Origin of the sequence: Bradyrhizobium jicamae, from assembly GCF_001440395.1 — a bacterium.
In the GTDB taxonomy this organism is placed as follows: Bacteria; Pseudomonadota; Alphaproteobacteria; order Rhizobiales; family Xanthobacteraceae; genus Bradyrhizobium; species Bradyrhizobium jicamae.
The window spans coordinates 13039-27370 of record NZ_LLXZ01000127.1 but is presented as its reverse complement, the minus strand read 5'-3'; the positions used below and the strand labels follow the sequence as shown (position 1 = coordinate 27370).

At 62.4% G+C, this 14332-nt stretch carries 15 protein-coding genes; 9 read left to right on the top strand and 6 right to left on the bottom strand.

All coding sequences use genetic code 11. From position 1 onward, the window contains the following. Positions 1-98: 98 nt before the first annotated feature. Both CQ12_RS21215 and CQ12_RS21210 read right to left on the bottom strand, forming a co-directional pair. Positions 99-2228 (bottom strand): adenylate/guanylate cyclase domain-containing protein, encoded by a 2130-nt coding sequence (locus tag CQ12_RS21215; RefSeq protein ID WP_245310052.1) that lies wholly within the window; start codon positions 2226-2228, stop codon positions 99-101. 49 nt (positions 2229-2277) lie between these two features. Continuing rightward, on the bottom strand, positions 2278-2949 hold the full coding sequence (locus CQ12_RS21210) for a hypothetical protein (RefSeq protein WP_057837244.1): 672 nt from the start codon (positions 2947-2949) through the stop codon (positions 2278-2280). A gap of 292 nt (positions 2950-3241) precedes the next feature. Between CQ12_RS21210 and CQ12_RS21205 the strand changes: the two genes are divergently transcribed. Next, on the top strand, positions 3242-4828 hold the full coding sequence (locus tag CQ12_RS21205) for a S10 family peptidase (protein WP_083519402.1): 1587 nt from the start codon (positions 3242-3244) through the stop codon (positions 4826-4828). Between the two features lie 151 nt (positions 4829-4979). Here CQ12_RS21205 and CQ12_RS21200 read toward each other — a convergent pair whose 3' ends face one another. Further along, positions 4980-5513 carry a tetratricopeptide repeat protein gene (locus tag CQ12_RS21200; RefSeq protein ID WP_057837243.1) on the bottom strand — a complete coding sequence of 178 codons (534 nt, stop codon included), beginning with the start codon at positions 5511-5513 and terminating at the stop codon, positions 4980-4982. Between the two features lie 288 nt (positions 5514-5801). Here CQ12_RS21200 and CQ12_RS21195 point away from each other — a divergent pair, with 288 nt between their 5' ends. The 5 genes from CQ12_RS21195 (at position 5802) to CQ12_RS47735 (ending at position 9393) form a co-directional block, all read left to right on the top strand. Further along, a complete protein-coding gene (locus CQ12_RS21195) occupies positions 5802-6068 on the top strand; it encodes a His-rich protein BRANT (RefSeq protein WP_063799787.1) in 267 nt (88 codons plus the stop codon). A 219-nt stretch (positions 6069-6287) separates the two neighbouring features. Next, on the top strand, positions 6288-6710 hold the full coding sequence (locus CQ12_RS21190; protein ID WP_157088369.1) for a hypothetical protein: 423 nt from the start codon (positions 6288-6290) through the stop codon (positions 6708-6710). A gap of 194 nt (positions 6711-6904) precedes the next feature. After that, positions 6905-7957, top strand: a complete 1053-nt coding sequence (locus CQ12_RS21185) for an alpha/beta fold hydrolase (RefSeq protein ID WP_057837282.1) — start codon at positions 6905-6907, stop codon at positions 7955-7957. Positions 7958-8258: 301 nt separating this feature from the next. Beyond that, entirely contained in the window at positions 8259-8972 is a 714-nt protein-coding gene (locus tag CQ12_RS21180) for an outer membrane protein (RefSeq protein WP_057837242.1), read from the top strand. Between the two features lie 19 nt (positions 8973-8991). Beyond that, the gene (locus CQ12_RS47735; RefSeq protein ID WP_157088368.1) at positions 8992-9393 is read left to right on the top strand and encodes a hypothetical protein; all 402 of its coding nucleotides are present in this window, start codon (positions 8992-8994) and stop codon (positions 9391-9393) included. Positions 9394-9491: 98 nt separating this feature from the next. Here the strand turns inward: CQ12_RS47735 and CQ12_RS21170 are convergent, their stop codons facing one another. Then, on the bottom strand, positions 9492-9746 hold the full coding sequence (locus tag CQ12_RS21170; RefSeq protein ID WP_057837241.1) for a hypothetical protein: 255 nt from the start codon (positions 9744-9746) through the stop codon (positions 9492-9494). A gap of 571 nt (positions 9747-10317) precedes the next feature. Here CQ12_RS21170 and CQ12_RS43985 point away from each other — a divergent pair. After that, complete coding sequence (locus CQ12_RS43985) at positions 10318-10707, top strand: hypothetical protein (protein ID WP_157088367.1); 390 nt, start codon at positions 10318-10320, stop codon at positions 10705-10707. Positions 10708-10794: 87 nt separating this feature from the next. Here CQ12_RS43985 and CQ12_RS21160 read toward each other — a convergent pair whose 3' ends face one another. Continuing rightward, positions 10795-11013 carry a hypothetical protein gene (locus tag CQ12_RS21160; protein WP_245310049.1) on the bottom strand — a complete coding sequence of 73 codons (219 nt, stop codon included), beginning with the start codon at positions 11011-11013 and terminating at the stop codon, positions 10795-10797. A gap of 179 nt (positions 11014-11192) precedes the next feature. On the opposite strand from CQ12_RS21160, the gene CQ12_RS21155 reads away from it, so the two are divergent. Then, positions 11193-12443 carry an alpha/beta hydrolase family protein gene (locus tag CQ12_RS21155; RefSeq protein ID WP_245310047.1) on the top strand — a complete coding sequence of 417 codons (1251 nt, stop codon included), beginning with the start codon at positions 11193-11195 and terminating at the stop codon, positions 12441-12443. Between the two features lie 81 nt (positions 12444-12524). Here CQ12_RS21155 and CQ12_RS21150 read toward each other — a convergent pair whose 3' ends face one another. Beyond that, positions 12525-13064 (bottom strand): MarR family winged helix-turn-helix transcriptional regulator, encoded by a 540-nt coding sequence (locus CQ12_RS21150; protein ID WP_083519408.1) that lies wholly within the window; start codon positions 13062-13064, stop codon positions 12525-12527. Positions 13065-13438: 374 nt separating this feature from the next. On the opposite strand from CQ12_RS21150, the gene CQ12_RS46480 reads away from it, so the two are divergent. Beyond that, positions 13439-14332, top strand: an 894-nt coding sequence (locus tag CQ12_RS46480; protein ID WP_245310046.1) for a porin, incomplete at its 3' end; no start/stop codon positions are given.

The window sequence follows — 14332 nt, the reverse complement described above, 5'->3', positions numbered from 1 at the left end:
CGGATTGCGCCGCGCTCGTCTATACACCTTGTCGGGGCTTGTCGAGATGTCCGGAGCGCTCTTTCGCGCCGGTAACGTAAACCGGCGGTCATCGGACGTCATTTTTCCTGCAAGGTCCGGATCGGGTCCCAGTCCGGGCCCGGCGGGTTTAGGGCCAATTCCCGGGCCCGCGCGGCAAACAGCGCCGCCGGGCGGTCGATATCGGCCGATCGGCCGAAACACTCGGCGGCGCGCTCGAATTCGCGGGCCCGCCAGTGCGCCAGCCCGTTGGCATAGTTGGCGATCAACGTCCGCTGCGCGGGCGTCAGCCCGGCCTCCAGCGCCAGCAACTGGTAGATTTTCAGTGCCTGGGTGCGTCCCTTGACCCTGATGGCGTCGAGTTCGCGCCAGGCGAAGGTCTCTCCGGCCAGCGCAACCGTGGTCTCCGAAGCGATCACGGTGGTGCCGTAGAACTTGTTGGCGCCCTCCAGCCGCGACGCCAGGTTCACGGCGTCGCTCATCACCGAGTAGTTGAAGCGGCGCCGCGATCCGAAATTGCCGACCAGCGCCTCGCCGGAATTGATGCCGATCCGCTGCGCCAGTTTGTATCCCTGGAAGAGTGGAGAAGACGCGTTGAGCTCGGCAAGCTGCTTGCAGCAATCCAGCGCAGCGCGCGCCGCGTTGGCGGCATGATCGGGATCGTCGGCCGGCGCGCCGAACACCGCCACGACGGAGTCGCCGATATATTTATCGACATAGCCGCCATGGCTCTCGATGACGTCGGTCATCGCCGACAGATATTCGTTCATCAGCTCCATCAGGCCGTCGGGCGACATCTTTTCCGCGATCAGCGAAAACCCTTCGATGTCGGAAAAGAACACCGTCACGTTGCGGGTCTCGCCGCCGAGCTCCGGCAATTTGCTCGACGACAGCATGCGGTTGATGACGTGCGGGGCGAGATAGAGCGCAAAGCTCTTTTGCAAGAGGCGGCGGTCCTTGTCGGCGACGACGAAGCGGAAGCCGATGGTGGCGGACAACGCGGCTAGGCTTGCCAGGAACGGCTCGACCACCGGCAGCGCCAGCGCGTGGTTGAAGGCGATGGTCGCAACCGCCACGCCAAGCATCATCATGCCGGTCCAGGCTGCGAACGCGATAACCGGCCGAAACCGCCAGGCGGCCGCCGCGGCGAGCGCGGCAACGAGCGTCGCGATCAGCAGGCGGGGGATCGGACCGGGTTCGATCACGCCATTGCGCATGATCAGGTTGTTGACCGCCGTGGCATGGATATAGACGCCTGCGATCATGCTCTTCTTGAAGCTGGCTACGACCGGCGTGCTCTCAGTCGTGCAGCGCGGGACGCGCGCGCCTTCGATGCCGGTGGCAAAACGCTTGGAGGTGAAGCGGCGGTCCTCGATGTCGAGCACGGTGCCGAAGATCACCACCTTGCCGGCGAACCAGCGCCGGAAATAATCCTTGTCGTTCTTGACGGCGCAGGCCCGCAGATCGGCAAAGGTGAAGGTCGGAATATCGTCGCCGCCGCCTTCGAAATTCAGCGTCATCGTATTGGGTACACGGCCCGGAACCTGGTAACCGGCCAGCGTCAGCCTGCCGCGCTCGTCGAATTCGGGTGCCGCGCCCAGCGCCCGCGAGGCCAGCTCGACCGCCATCGTGGGCACCCTCGTGTCGTTGACGGCAAAACTCAGCGGCATGCGCCGCAGGATATCGTCGCTGTCGATGTGGACGTTGAGGGGGCGGATGTTCTGCTGCTGGCGAACCGCGACGCGCTGTCCCGGCGACGGCCGGACCGGCTGGTTGCCGCCGAGGACCTCTCCCAACACCACCTTGCCGTTCGCCGACGCACCGGCCAACGCGCGAAGAAAGTCGCGGTCGAATCCGCGGACCTTCTCGCCGAGCGTGCCTTCGCCGAACGGTATCTCCGACTGCTCGATCGATTTCGGGATCACCATGTCGAAGCCTGCGACCTTGGCGCCGCCTTCGAGCGTCGCCGACAGCACGCGGCCGATCTCGCCGGTCCATGTCAGCATCGGCGCGTCGTTGAACGGGGCGGTGCGCAGGCTCTCCTCGTCCATCGCGACGACGACCGCCGGCGACGCGGCTGGATCCTGCCTTCGGCCGAACACATCCCAGCGCAGTGCGGTGAGGATATCGATGGAGAGCCCGCGGATCGGCCGGGCCGCGGGCGAAACCGACGCGGCGGCGCAAATCAGCGCGATGGCCGCGATCGCCATCCTGTTGCGCGCGCTGCGCCGTATCCTCAAGCTGGAAGGTCCGGCACGCCTATTCCATCCGCAGCAGACGGCCGACAATGGGCGTCGCGCCAGGCTTGGCCTGCTCATCGACGCGGAACACGATCTTCGACGACTTGAACGAAGCGGCGTAGAGGCCGCCAGGCGCGAGCGCGACGTTTTCGCTGGCGAAGTCGACGAACCGTCCCTTGAGCTGCGTGCCGCCCAGACTGATCTCCTGACGCTCATCCGGCACGTCGAGGCGGCGAATGACCAGCTTGCCGCGTCCCTTGGCCTCCACCAACGGCGAGGCGCCGTAAAGCGTGAGCTGCGGCTGCGGCAAGGACGCCGCCTTGTTGGCGTCGACGCTGCGCAGCACGGTGGCGGCGACGCCGCTGGTCTCCCGCGTCGTCACGTTCGCCTGGTTGGCATCGCAATTGGTCTTCTCGGCCTTGACGTCGGCGAGGTGAACGGCGCTCTCCTCGGTGCCGACGACGACGGTGCCGGCGCCACTGATCGTCTCGCGCCGGCATGATTTCAGGTAGCTGAGAATGACGGAGCCGCCGTCGGCGATCTTGATCACGGCCTTGGGCGTCACATAATCCATGAACTCGGCGCCGGTAACCTTGCCCTGAACGTCTTCGACGACTGCGACCGGCGATTGGGCCAACGCCGGAGAAGCCAGCGCCAGCAGGCCGAGACAGACAGCGATCGTAGGTTTCATCTTTTGGGACCCCATTGAAAAGCGCAGGTTCATTAGTCGTGCCAGCGCCAGAATGGTTTCATGTATGGATCAAAAATACCCCGCAAATACGCCCGGGGAACCGACCGATAGCACCTAACGGCCGGCGGGGACAACCAGCGGACGTAGCGACCAGTTTCTCACGGGATGCTGTCGGGATTGTGATTTTCGGGGAGGTTTCTCCGTGTTGTGCACCACCGCTCCATTGTCGCAGTCTTGCGTCAGAATCCGCTGGACGCGGTTGAATAGCGGGGCGCGCGCAGGGAGCAATGGCATGGCTTTTCGTTTCACGGCGGCGCGTCCCATGCGTCTTGCCGCCATCCTTCTGGTTGTCTTTTGCGTAGGTAGCGCGCGTGCGGAGGAGGCGAGTTCGCCCACCTCGCAGCAGCCGGGCGCAGCTACGCCGTCACCTTCGCCATCGGGCCAGAAGGGTGGAGCAGGGCGAGGTCCCGCCACGCCGCCGCCGTCTGCGGCCGAGCAGCACCGCCTGCCGCCGGATTCGACCACCAGGCAGACGCTGGCGCTGCCCGGCCGCACGCTCAACTTCACCGCTACCGCCGGCTCGATCCGGCTGTTCGACGACAAGGGCGAGCCGCAGGCCGATATCGCCTACACCTCCTACCAGCTCGACGGCGCCGATCGCGCCGGTCGGCCGGTGACGTTCCTGTTCAACGGTGGCCCGGGCGCGTCGTCGGCCTGGCTGCAGTTCGGCGCGGCCGGTCCCTGGCGGGTCTCGATCACGGGCGAGGGCGCGGTGTCATCGGCGACGCCCGATCTGTTGCCCAATGCCGAGACCTGGCTCGACTTCACCGATCTCGTCTTCATCGATCCCGTCGGCACCGGCTACAGCCGCTTCGTTGCGACCGGCGAGGATGCGCGCAAGCGGTTTTACTCTGTCGACGGCGACGTCAGCGTCGTCGCGCTGGTGATCCGGCGCTGGCTGGAAAAATATGACCGCTTGCAGTCGCCGAAATTCGTCGTTGGCGAAAGCTATGGCGGCATTCGCGGACCGAAAATCGTACGCAATTTGCAGACCCAGCAGGGCGTCGGCGTGCGCGGACTGATCCTGGTTTCGCCCTTGTTCGACTACCGTGACTTCTCCGGCTCGAGCCTGCTGCAATACATGAACACGCTGCCGAGCATGGCGGCGGTGGCGCGCGAGGCCAAGGGAGAAGGCAAGAGGCCGGTGACGCGCGCCGATCTTGCCGACGTCGAGCGCTATGCGCAGGGCGAATTTCTGACCGATCTCGTCAAAGGACAGGCCGACAAGGAGGCGACGACGCGGCTTGCCGACAAGGTGGCGTCGTTGACCGGCATCGATCAGGCGGTCAGCCGCAGGCTGGCCGGCCGTTTTGAAATCGGTGAATTCCGCCGGGAGTTCGACCGCAGCAACGGCCGCGTGACCGGGCGTTACGACGCCTCGGTTTCGGGCCTCGATCCCTATCCGGATTCGAACTACTCGCATTTCGGCGATCCGTCCGGCGATTCCCTGATGGCGCCGCTGACCAGCGCGGCCGTCGATCTCACCACGCGCAAGCTCAACTGGCGTCCCGATGGTTCGTATCACCTGCTCAACGAGGCCGTGTACAGGGCCTGGGATTTCGGCCGTGGACCGGCCGAGTCGGTCTCACAGGTGCGCCAGATTCTGGCGCTCGACCCGAAAATGAAACTGCTGGTCAGCCACGGGCTGTTCGATCTCGCCACGCCTTACTTTGCGTCGAAGGTGATTCTCGACCAGTTGCCCGCCTTTGCGCGATCGGACCGGGTGAAACTCGTCGTCTATCCCGGCGGCCACATGTTCTATTCGCGCGACGGCGCACGCCAGGCGTTTCGTACGGAAGTCGAGAAGGTGATGCAGTGAGCGCAAGATAAAACCGGCGCAGTTTTCCAACTGCGCCAGTTGTTTGTGTGCGTCATTGCGAGCGAAGCGAAGCAATCCATTTCACGGCATAACGGATAGATGGATTGGTTCGTCGCTTCGCTCCTCGCAATGACGCGGAGAGACGAACTCCTCAGTAAACCAGTCCGGTGCCCGGCGCCTTTTCCAGCGCGGCGGCGAGCGAGCGATATTCTTCGCTCGAGGTGCCCGTGAGCTGAGCGATCTTGTTCAGGTGAAACTGTGCCTGATCGCGGTTGCCCTGTTCGACCTGCCACAGGCCATAATATTGCCAGGTCTTGACGTGGTTCGGATCGGCCTTCAGCGCGCGCTCATACCAGATCTGCGAGACCTTGTAGTCGCCGAGTTGACGATAGGAATAGCCGATCAGGTTAGCGACGGCGGCGCTGTCGTCGTGGCCGAGCGCCTTCAATTGCGCGATCGCCGCAGCATAGTCGTGGCGCTCATAGATCGTGGCGTAGGCGGCGCGATAGCCGTCGGCAAAAGCGGTCTGTTCGCTGCCGGGACGGACTTCGCTGGATTTCTTCTTCTTCGGCGGCGGCGGTGGATCGTTGTCGGGCGCAGCGTAAACGACGGTAACGACAGGGGCTGCCGCAAGCGTGAGCGACAACATTGCGAGAGTCAAAAGCCTGATCGCTAACTTATTCATGCATTTCTCCTGATGGCCGGCCCGGCGATCCTACACCGAAGCCCGTTGATGTGAACACCTGGCGGTCGAGAACATTCCCGGGTGCCTTTTCACCGCGATTCCGCCAATTTTCACCGGCGGCCCGTCGTCAACGGACATGACGAAGATGTCATTCAGATGAACGGAGTCCCAAAGCTCGATTCAGGAGGGGTTCAGCGCGCGGCCGCTAGCGTCGCTTGCATGATCGGCGGCCCGGCCGTTCGACCGGAAGTGCCCGCGGGTCCCAAGGAGAAGGAAAAGGAGATAACCATGCTCAAGACCATTTCCGCAGCGCTCGTTGCCGTTTCCGTTCTCGCCGCGCCTGCATTCGCCGGCACCCCGGGCAAGAGTGCGCCGGCGCATGTCATCAAGGCGGAGCAGGGCAAATCGAAGGCGCTGAACGCCAATGCCAAAATGGGCCGCCATCACAAGCACTATCGGCATCATCGCCACCACAAGCACATCGGCGCGCTGAAGACGCATGCGAGGCCGCACGTCGCGGTCAAGCACGTGACGCCTTCCGCGAAGCGCAGCTGAATCTGATTCGCCGGCGCGCGCTTCGCCCCCATTGCCCCCCGCGCCTGCGAATGTCAGGCCAGCCCACGCGCCATTTGCTTTGCCAATGGCCGTGGGCTGGCGCGCGCTCAATTTTTCGGGAGCTATGTGAGGGGATAGCCGAGTTGCGAATTCCATTCCGCCGCCGATCGGTCTAAGAGACGGCGATCAGGCAGGGGAAGAGTTCGCTTGAAAGTTTGCTTGGAGCGTTCAGTCAAAATCGCGGCGATGATGCTATTGCCGATCGCGCTTTCGGCCTGCGCGGCCAGCGACGAGAGCAAGCCGATCACGTTTACCGACGATCGCGGCGTCTCCAGCCAGCCATTTCCCAAGAATTACCGCGCCGAAGTGCTGGCGTTTCTGAAGACCTATCTCAACAATCCCGTCGGCGTGCGCGATGCCGCCATAGCCGAGCCGGTCGAGCGCGTCATCGGCGGGCGCCAGCGCTATGTTGCGTGCGTCAGGTTCAGCGCACGCGAATCCGAGGGCGGCTACCGCGAGCCGCGCGAACGCGCCATCCTCTTTGTCGATGGGCGGCTTGACCGCATTATCGAAAACGCCGTCGAGCCCTGTGCCGGAGTGGCCTACGCGCCGTTCGCGGAACTGGAGAAAATGACGCGCTAGATTCAAGCGCGTTGCCCGGATTTGTCCCGGCAGCGGCCTGGTGCTCCTTGGTGGCTTCCTGCGCCTCGCAGCCCACACGAGAGTGTGATGGTGTGTGTCGCATTCGATTGGATCGGAATGATTGACATGGCGCGGGCGGATTAATTATATCGTATCCGATTTAATCGTATAAGATGCAGAAGGAGCAAGATCCCATGTCCGAACCCATCCCTGACCGCCGCCGCTTCCTTGGCGCCGCTGCCGTAACCCTTGCTGCTGCACCGTTCGCCCTGAGTGGCCGCCTGTTCGCCCAGTCAGGCGACGCCAAATCCGGCGCGGGCGCGGTCAAGCCGGGTGCCCACACCTCCTTTGCCGCGTTGAAGCAGATCGACGCCGGCGTCCTCAATGTCGGTTACGCCGAAGCCGGGCCCGCCGATGGTCCCGCCGTCATCCTGCTGCACGGCTGGCCCTACGACATCCATGCCTTCGTCGATGTGGCCCCGGTGCTGGCATCGGCAGGCTTCCGGGTGATCGTGCCGCATCTGCGCGGCTATGGCACGACGCGCTTCCTCTCCGCCGATACGCCGCGCAACGGCCAGCAGGGCGCGCTCGCCCGTGACGTGATTGCGCTGATGGACGCGCTCCGAATCGAGAAAGCAGTGGTGGCCGGCTTCGATTGGGGCGCGCGGACCGCCGACATCGTCGCCGCCATCTGGCCGGAGCGCGTCAAGGCGCTGGTCTCGGTCAGCGGCTACCTGATCGGCAGCCAGCAGGCCAACGCCAAGCCGCTGCCGCCGTCGGCCGAACTGCAATGGTGGTACCAGTACTACTTTGCGACCGAGCGCGGCCGGCTCGGCTACGAGAAATACCGGCGCGAGTTTTCCAAATTGATCTGGCAGCTCGCCTCGCCAAAGTGGAATTTCGATGACGCCACTTTCGAGCGGAGCGCGGCATCGTTCGACAACCCCGACCACGTCGCGATCGTGATCCACAATTACCGCTGGCGGCTCGGTCTTGCCCCGGGCGAGGCCAAATATGATGAGCTGGAAAAGCGGCTGGCCGAGTTTCCGGTGATCTCGGTCCCGACCATTACCCTCGAAGGTGACGCCAACGGCGCGCCCCATCCGGACCCCGGCGTCTATGCCAGGAAGTTCACCGGCAAATATGTCCACCGGCCGCTCACCGGGGGCATCGGGCATAACCCGCCGCAGGAAGCCCCGCAGGCGTTTGCCGATGCCGTCATCGAGGTGGCCGGTTACCGAGGGTGAGGGAAGATATAACCGCCGGCGGCCACCCGGCGCCGGTGGCGTTCCCGGGGCGGAACCGTGAACGAATTCCGATCACTTTTCGGCGATGCTTGAACCTTGCCTTATTCATCCCGGACATCACCTAAGTAGGAAATCCCCCGGTTAACCTCGAAAAAAACCTTACATGCGAGGGAACTGGAAGGCTTTGTTGCTCTGTCGTCACAGCAGCGCGCCGTCGGGTCGCAGGCCATGCCGCAAAGCAACCTAAATGAGGTCACGTTGTTTGGATTGGTATCCGCAACGTTCGTAACGGGGATAGTCGATGAAGAAGATTCTGCTCGGCGCTGCCGCGCTGGCCGCCATCGCGGCTCCAGCCTTTGCGGCCGACATGCCGCCGCGCCCCTACACCAAGGCGCCGGCCTATACCGCGCCGCAGGTTGTCTATAACTGGACCGGATTCTATGTCGGCGGCCACGTCGGTGGCGCCTTCGCAGGCGGCAACTCCCTGCAGAGCAACGACGCCCGCTTCCTTGGCGGCGTGCAGGCCGGCTTCGACTATCAGTTCGCGCCGAACTGGGTGCTGGGCGCCGAAGCCCAATATAGCTGGCTGTCCAGCGGCGGTAATAATGGCACGGTATTTCCGGGCGGCACGGTCGTGACCTCCAACAACGACCAGCTCGGCTCGGTGACCGGCCGGCTCGGCTACACCTGGGGCCCGGCGCTCCTCTATGCCAAGGGCGGTTACGGCTGGCGCGACGGCAACAATCTCGGGGTATCGGTGGCTGGTGTGCCGGCGGGCTTCACCACTAATGGCAACCGCAAGGACGGCTATACCGTCGGCGGCGGCCTCGAATACATGTTCGCCCCGAACTGGTCGGCCAAGGCCGAGTACCAGTATTACAATTTCGGCAGCACCACCTTCACCTCAGGTCCCGCCGATATCACCGGCCGCAGCTTCCGCGACGACGAGCACACCGCCAAGGTCGGCGTGAACTACCGGTTCGGTTGGGGTGGCCCTGCCGCTTCCAGATACTGATAGCGACCGAGGTATCAAAATGCACAAAGGCCGGCTTCATGCCGGCCTTTTTTGTTTTGGCGAACGACGCGGCGAGCGCGTGTCGACTGCCTTTGGCGGTCGCGAAAAAAATTTCGCGCTGCATGCAACTTTTCGTCACGATCCGATATTATGGTTCCGGCCGGCTGGTGGGACAACGAACATGCGTGCTTTTGCGTTAGGGCTGATCATTTCCGCGGCGGTGTCTCCGTGCCTTGCCCAAACTGTCCTGAAATCCGAACCGCTTATCCTTGCTCCCTATGAAATCGCCTTCGTGCAGGATCCCTCATGCGGGGCCGGCAAGGTGCGCAAGGTAACCGGCGCGATCAGGGGACTGCAGCGGCGCAAGGCCTGTGTAACCCTCGCTGCGGAGCAGGCATCGCTGGCCTCGGCGACGCCGTAAGATCCGATTTCCGCCTCGGATGTCGTCCCGGCGAGCGGGACCCACAGGCCGAGGCCGGTCGCTTGTCTGGTGTCCGGCCGTTCTTACGGATGCCAACCTTATGACGCCAACTGCAATTCCGTCTGTGCGTCGCGCTCGGCGTCGGCCTTGTTTCGGGCCGGGTCTTCATGCGGCTCGAGCTGGCACGGCTTGATCTCGTAATCATGGTCCAGCACCGGACGGGGGCGGGCGCTGCCTTGCTCGGAGACGACATCGACCACAAGGCCGCTCTTCTGGGCAATCTTCCAGACATCGGCGGCGGTGGGATAGGCCTTGCTGAGCTTGGCATCGTTTGAGAACAGCGCGTAGGGCATTGTCGGCTCCGGTAAAAACGGTCAACGCGGAAGCCAGGTCCGGGTTTCAGGCTTGGCTGCCATGCCGCCATTCCACAGATTGTTTCGGGAGCAAATTGGCTCGCTTCGGCCCATTTTCGTGGAGTCTCTGAGTCTTTAACGAGCCGTAAATCCCCGGAAAAAGAATCCCCGAGACTCCCCGGCCAGAATCGCCGGATGGTTCCGGCCATGAGAACGAGCCTCCAGACCTCCTGCCAGCGTGTTCAACTCACGCTGACTGTCTGCCTGCTGGTCGCCTGCGCGGCCAACATGGCGCTGGTCTATGCCTGGCTCTGAGGTCGCGCCGGTCGGGAATGTTGTTCGGCGTCTTCAAGTCTACTTCGCCGGCCGCGTCGGCTGCTCGCTTTCTTTGATAGCTGCGTGCACCTTTGCCATGGTCGCGCTGCAATAGGCCTCCCGCTCGCGGCTGAACCGCTCCTGATGAGCGCGGAAATTAGCCACCCGCGCCCTGATCTCGGCTTGGAAATCGACTCGGAAATCGTCTCGCAGGTCGAGACGGGCCAGCGGGGCGGGCCTTGATAGCTCTCTCGGCATGTCCATTGGCGCGGCGACGGCGGGCGTCGTCTCCGGCAACACAGTCTCGACGGCACGCAACGGCATGGAGGGCAACGGCATGTCGGACAATGGCATGTCGGGCAATGGCATGTCGGGCAATGGCGCGGCCGCGCGGGCGGGTTCGAATATCTCGACGGCGGGCAGGGCAACCGGCGGCATGATCGCCCTCTCGGCCTCCGGCATCTTGCCGGTTACCGATTGCACAAACGCCATCGTCTGCGCGATCAGGAGATCGCGTTCCTTCATCCATTTCATGAAACACCTCGGCCCAAGCCACTCCATCAAACAGCTTTTGTGGAATCAAGCGGCCGCGGAGGTAACGGTGGATAACACCGTTGCTTTTGCGCGCGAGGTGACAAAACGGTGACAGTTCGGTTGGCTGGCGTGCATACGCGCCGCGCTGATTGACGATGTCACTCTTAGCAAGCGCGGGTCGTTTAAAGCCGGCGCTGGACTAACGTTCGCGGGGATTTGTGTTCGGGACGAAGGGTGCGCCGATCACGCGGACCGGCGGCTGGTCGCTGACATAGATGATCCGCTTGTCGGCCGCTTGAGCTTGTTCGACGCGGGCTATTCGATCGGCGAGCCGAGCCGGCTTTTCGTCGAAGCCGAGCAGCATCACGCCGCCAGCAATTGCCACGCTGACCAATGTGACGGCAGCCAGCAGAACCATGTTGCAGTCTTCTTCGCGAATTCTCATGGGAAGAAAACGTAATGGATCGGCCGTGGTTCCGCGTGCGTCAGCGTTACGCGGAGCAGGGGCGCAATCCGAGAATCATGCTCGAATTACACTCTTAACGAGCGGGTAGCTGCCGAGCTTTTACCGGTTGCAGGCCTGGTTCCGATGATGAGTTGCCCAACAAAATTGCGGGGCGGGGCGTCGGCTGGCGCCGGGCGATTATCCATATGTATGCTTGCAGACATATAACGGTTGCATTTATACCACAGGATAAAATCGGCAGGTTGAGCTGCCGCTGTGCGGATTCTGTTACTGACATGAAAGTTCATTTTGGGGCCGGAGGTTGGGTTCAATGGCCTGACTACGAAGACTTCTCGATCGAGTTCATGAAGCTGCTCGGTATGGCTCAGGAAGGCGGCTCGTTGATATCGGAATGCTTCCTTGCCGCTGGCCGAATTGATCCAAGCGATGGCGGCGAGTCCTGGTATCGGGAATGGACGAGGATGGCGGAAGCCAATAATGCGCGCGCCAACGCTTCCCTGGAGCAGGGTCATGTACTGACCGCACAAAGCAATTGGCTCCGCGCCATCAATTACTATCAAGCGTCAGCGTTCGCATTCGATATCGCCGATGAGAGGCAGCAGGCCGCAATCGAGGCCATGCGAACCTGCGCCCGTCGCTACATCTCGCATTTGACGCCTGCCGGCGAGATCGTGGCGATTCCCTGGCTGGAAGGCCACACGTTCGAAGGCTATTTTTTGCCGGCGGCCGCAACTGGTCGAAGCCCTGCCGTCATATGCATGGGCGACCCGGGGCATCGCAAGGAGGAATATCTCTTCAAGGTCGCGCGCTACGCGCGCGAGCGGGGAATGTCGCTGTTGGCGGTGGATCTGTTTGGCTCGGACGCGAGCGCCAAATTCGAAGACGTCGTCGGCCGCCCCGACCTGGAAACGTCGATCAGCCACGTAATGGACTACCTCGCGACGAGGGATGATATCGACGAGCACCGGATAGGAATTCTGGGCGACGGCGCAGGATCTTCCTTCGTGGCGCGCGGCGTCGCTCTCGACAATCGTTTCGCCGCGGCGGTTTGCGACGGTGGAATCTGGGATATGCAGGAGCGGGCTTTTTTGATGGACCGTTTCCCGTCGGGCAACTCCGGGAATGCAGGACCTGGCGGCGTCAGGTTCGGGCGAAAATTCCGCTGCCCGATCCTGATTACCTTGGGCGCGGAGGGCTGGCTCGAAAGCGACCACGCGACCAGTCTGTTCGAACGGTTGAAGGTCGATCAGTCCGACATTTCACTAAAAATCTTCGAAGGCTCTGAAACCGCTGCCGCGCAGGGGCATAGCGACAATCCCACGCTCGCCAACGAGTTCATTTTCGACTGGATGGCCGATCGCCTCAAGGTGGCAACGAACTGACCCGGACCGCAGGGCCGCGTTAGATAAAACGGGGTGACGCTTCGAAGAAAAAGCACCCCGCGTTAGTCGGGCCGCAGCTATTCATATGCCTATGGCAACCCTCAGGCTGGCCTTCTCAAGGCGGTCCTTCAGTGCCGCGAGCTTGCTGGTAAACTCGCTGAGTTCACGGTCGCTGAACTCCGCGAAGATGAAATTGTTGAGCTCTTCCTGCTGAGCAGCCAGGCTTGCGATGTGTTTATAGGTCCTGTCTGTCAGGGACATCTGCACGACCCTGGCATCTTCCTCCGATGCCTTCCGGCGCATGAAGCCTTTCTTCTCGAGCATTTTCGACTGGGTCGTTACGAAGGACGGGTCAACGTGGAGCATCTTTGACACCACCTTCACAGATACGCCCTCTCCCTGGTCCAGATCGGCCAGGGCCATCAGGATCATCCATTGCGGGCCGCTGATGCCGAGGGCTTTTGCCCAGAAATAGCGAATCTCCTGGAGGTGCACGTTGATGGCGGCAATCTCCCAGGCGAATTGCCGGGCGATGTCGTGATTCTTCCCGCCGGCCTCATTCGATTCTCCGCGTTTGGCGCGGTTCGACGAGTCCGATCCCTTGCGTGGGTCCTGTTTCATGGCTGCGTCCCGTCCCAAGGTCTACGGGAAGCAGCTTAGCAGATTTAATAACGAAATCATCCAATTGGAGTGGTCTTCAGACACAACGTCGCGCCCCCGGCGGTGTTGCCGTCGCGACACAGTCGTGTCGGATAGAGATAACTGAGTTCATAAAGTATTTTGATTACGTAAGTTGCGCATGCATAGTTCTTGAGACGGTCAGGGGGGTCCTCGATCGTTCCGTTTTGGTGGTTCGCTTAAGTCCCTCGCGTTCATGCGGGTGTGTCCGAAGGCGCGAAGCGACTGGAGCGGTTTTTAAGGACGAGGGCGGGCTGTCCTCTGGGGGATCAGTCAGGTCCGCCCTCGTTCTACAGAGAGCAACTTGGAGGTTTAACATGAATATGATCAAGAGCCTTGTTCTCGGCTCAGCGGCGGGTCTGATCGCCATGAGCGGGGCACAGGCGGCGGATCTTCCGGTCAAGGCCAAAGCGGTCGAGTACGTGAGGATCTGCTCCCTGTATGGTGCGGGTTTCTTCTACATCCCGGGCACCGACACCTGCATCAAGCTGGGTGGTTATCTGCGCGTTGACACCACGTTCAACGGCGGCGTCTACGGCGGCCCGTTCTATAACGGCGACGGCGGCCAGGGCAATCGCTACCGCGATTACTTCCTCTCCCGTTCTCGCATGGCGCTGACGGTTGATACCCGCACCGCCACCGAATACGGCGTTGTCCGCACCTTCGGTCAGGGCGACTTCCAGTTCCAGAACTTCGGAACGACCAACCCGGGCACTGCCACGACCACGGGCGCGCCGCTCAACAACGCGCTGCTCTCGACGGCTGGCGGCGGTTACGTCGCGGTTGAAATGGTGTTCATCCAGTTCGCTGGTTTCACCTTCGGTAAGTCGGCTTCGGCCTACGCGACGCCTTGGAACGGCTATCCGGGCAACAACAACTCGTACTTGATGGGCGGCCCGGACTACGTCACCGGCGTCAACAACATCCAGTACACCGCGCAGTTCGGCAACGGCGTGTCGGGCACCATCGGTCTCGATGATCCGTCCGTCTTCAACCGCACCGCTGTCTGGAATCTGGCTAACGGCATCAATGTCAACGGCACCGGCACCAACACCTACAGCGGCGTTCGTGCTCCCGACATCGTCGGTAACATCCGCGTCGACCAGGCTTGGGGTCTGTTCCAGATTTCAGGTATGGCTCACCTCGTGAGCGCCACCTACAACACCGTCGGCGCCGGCGGCGCTCCGACCAACCTGTCGGAAATCTCCGGC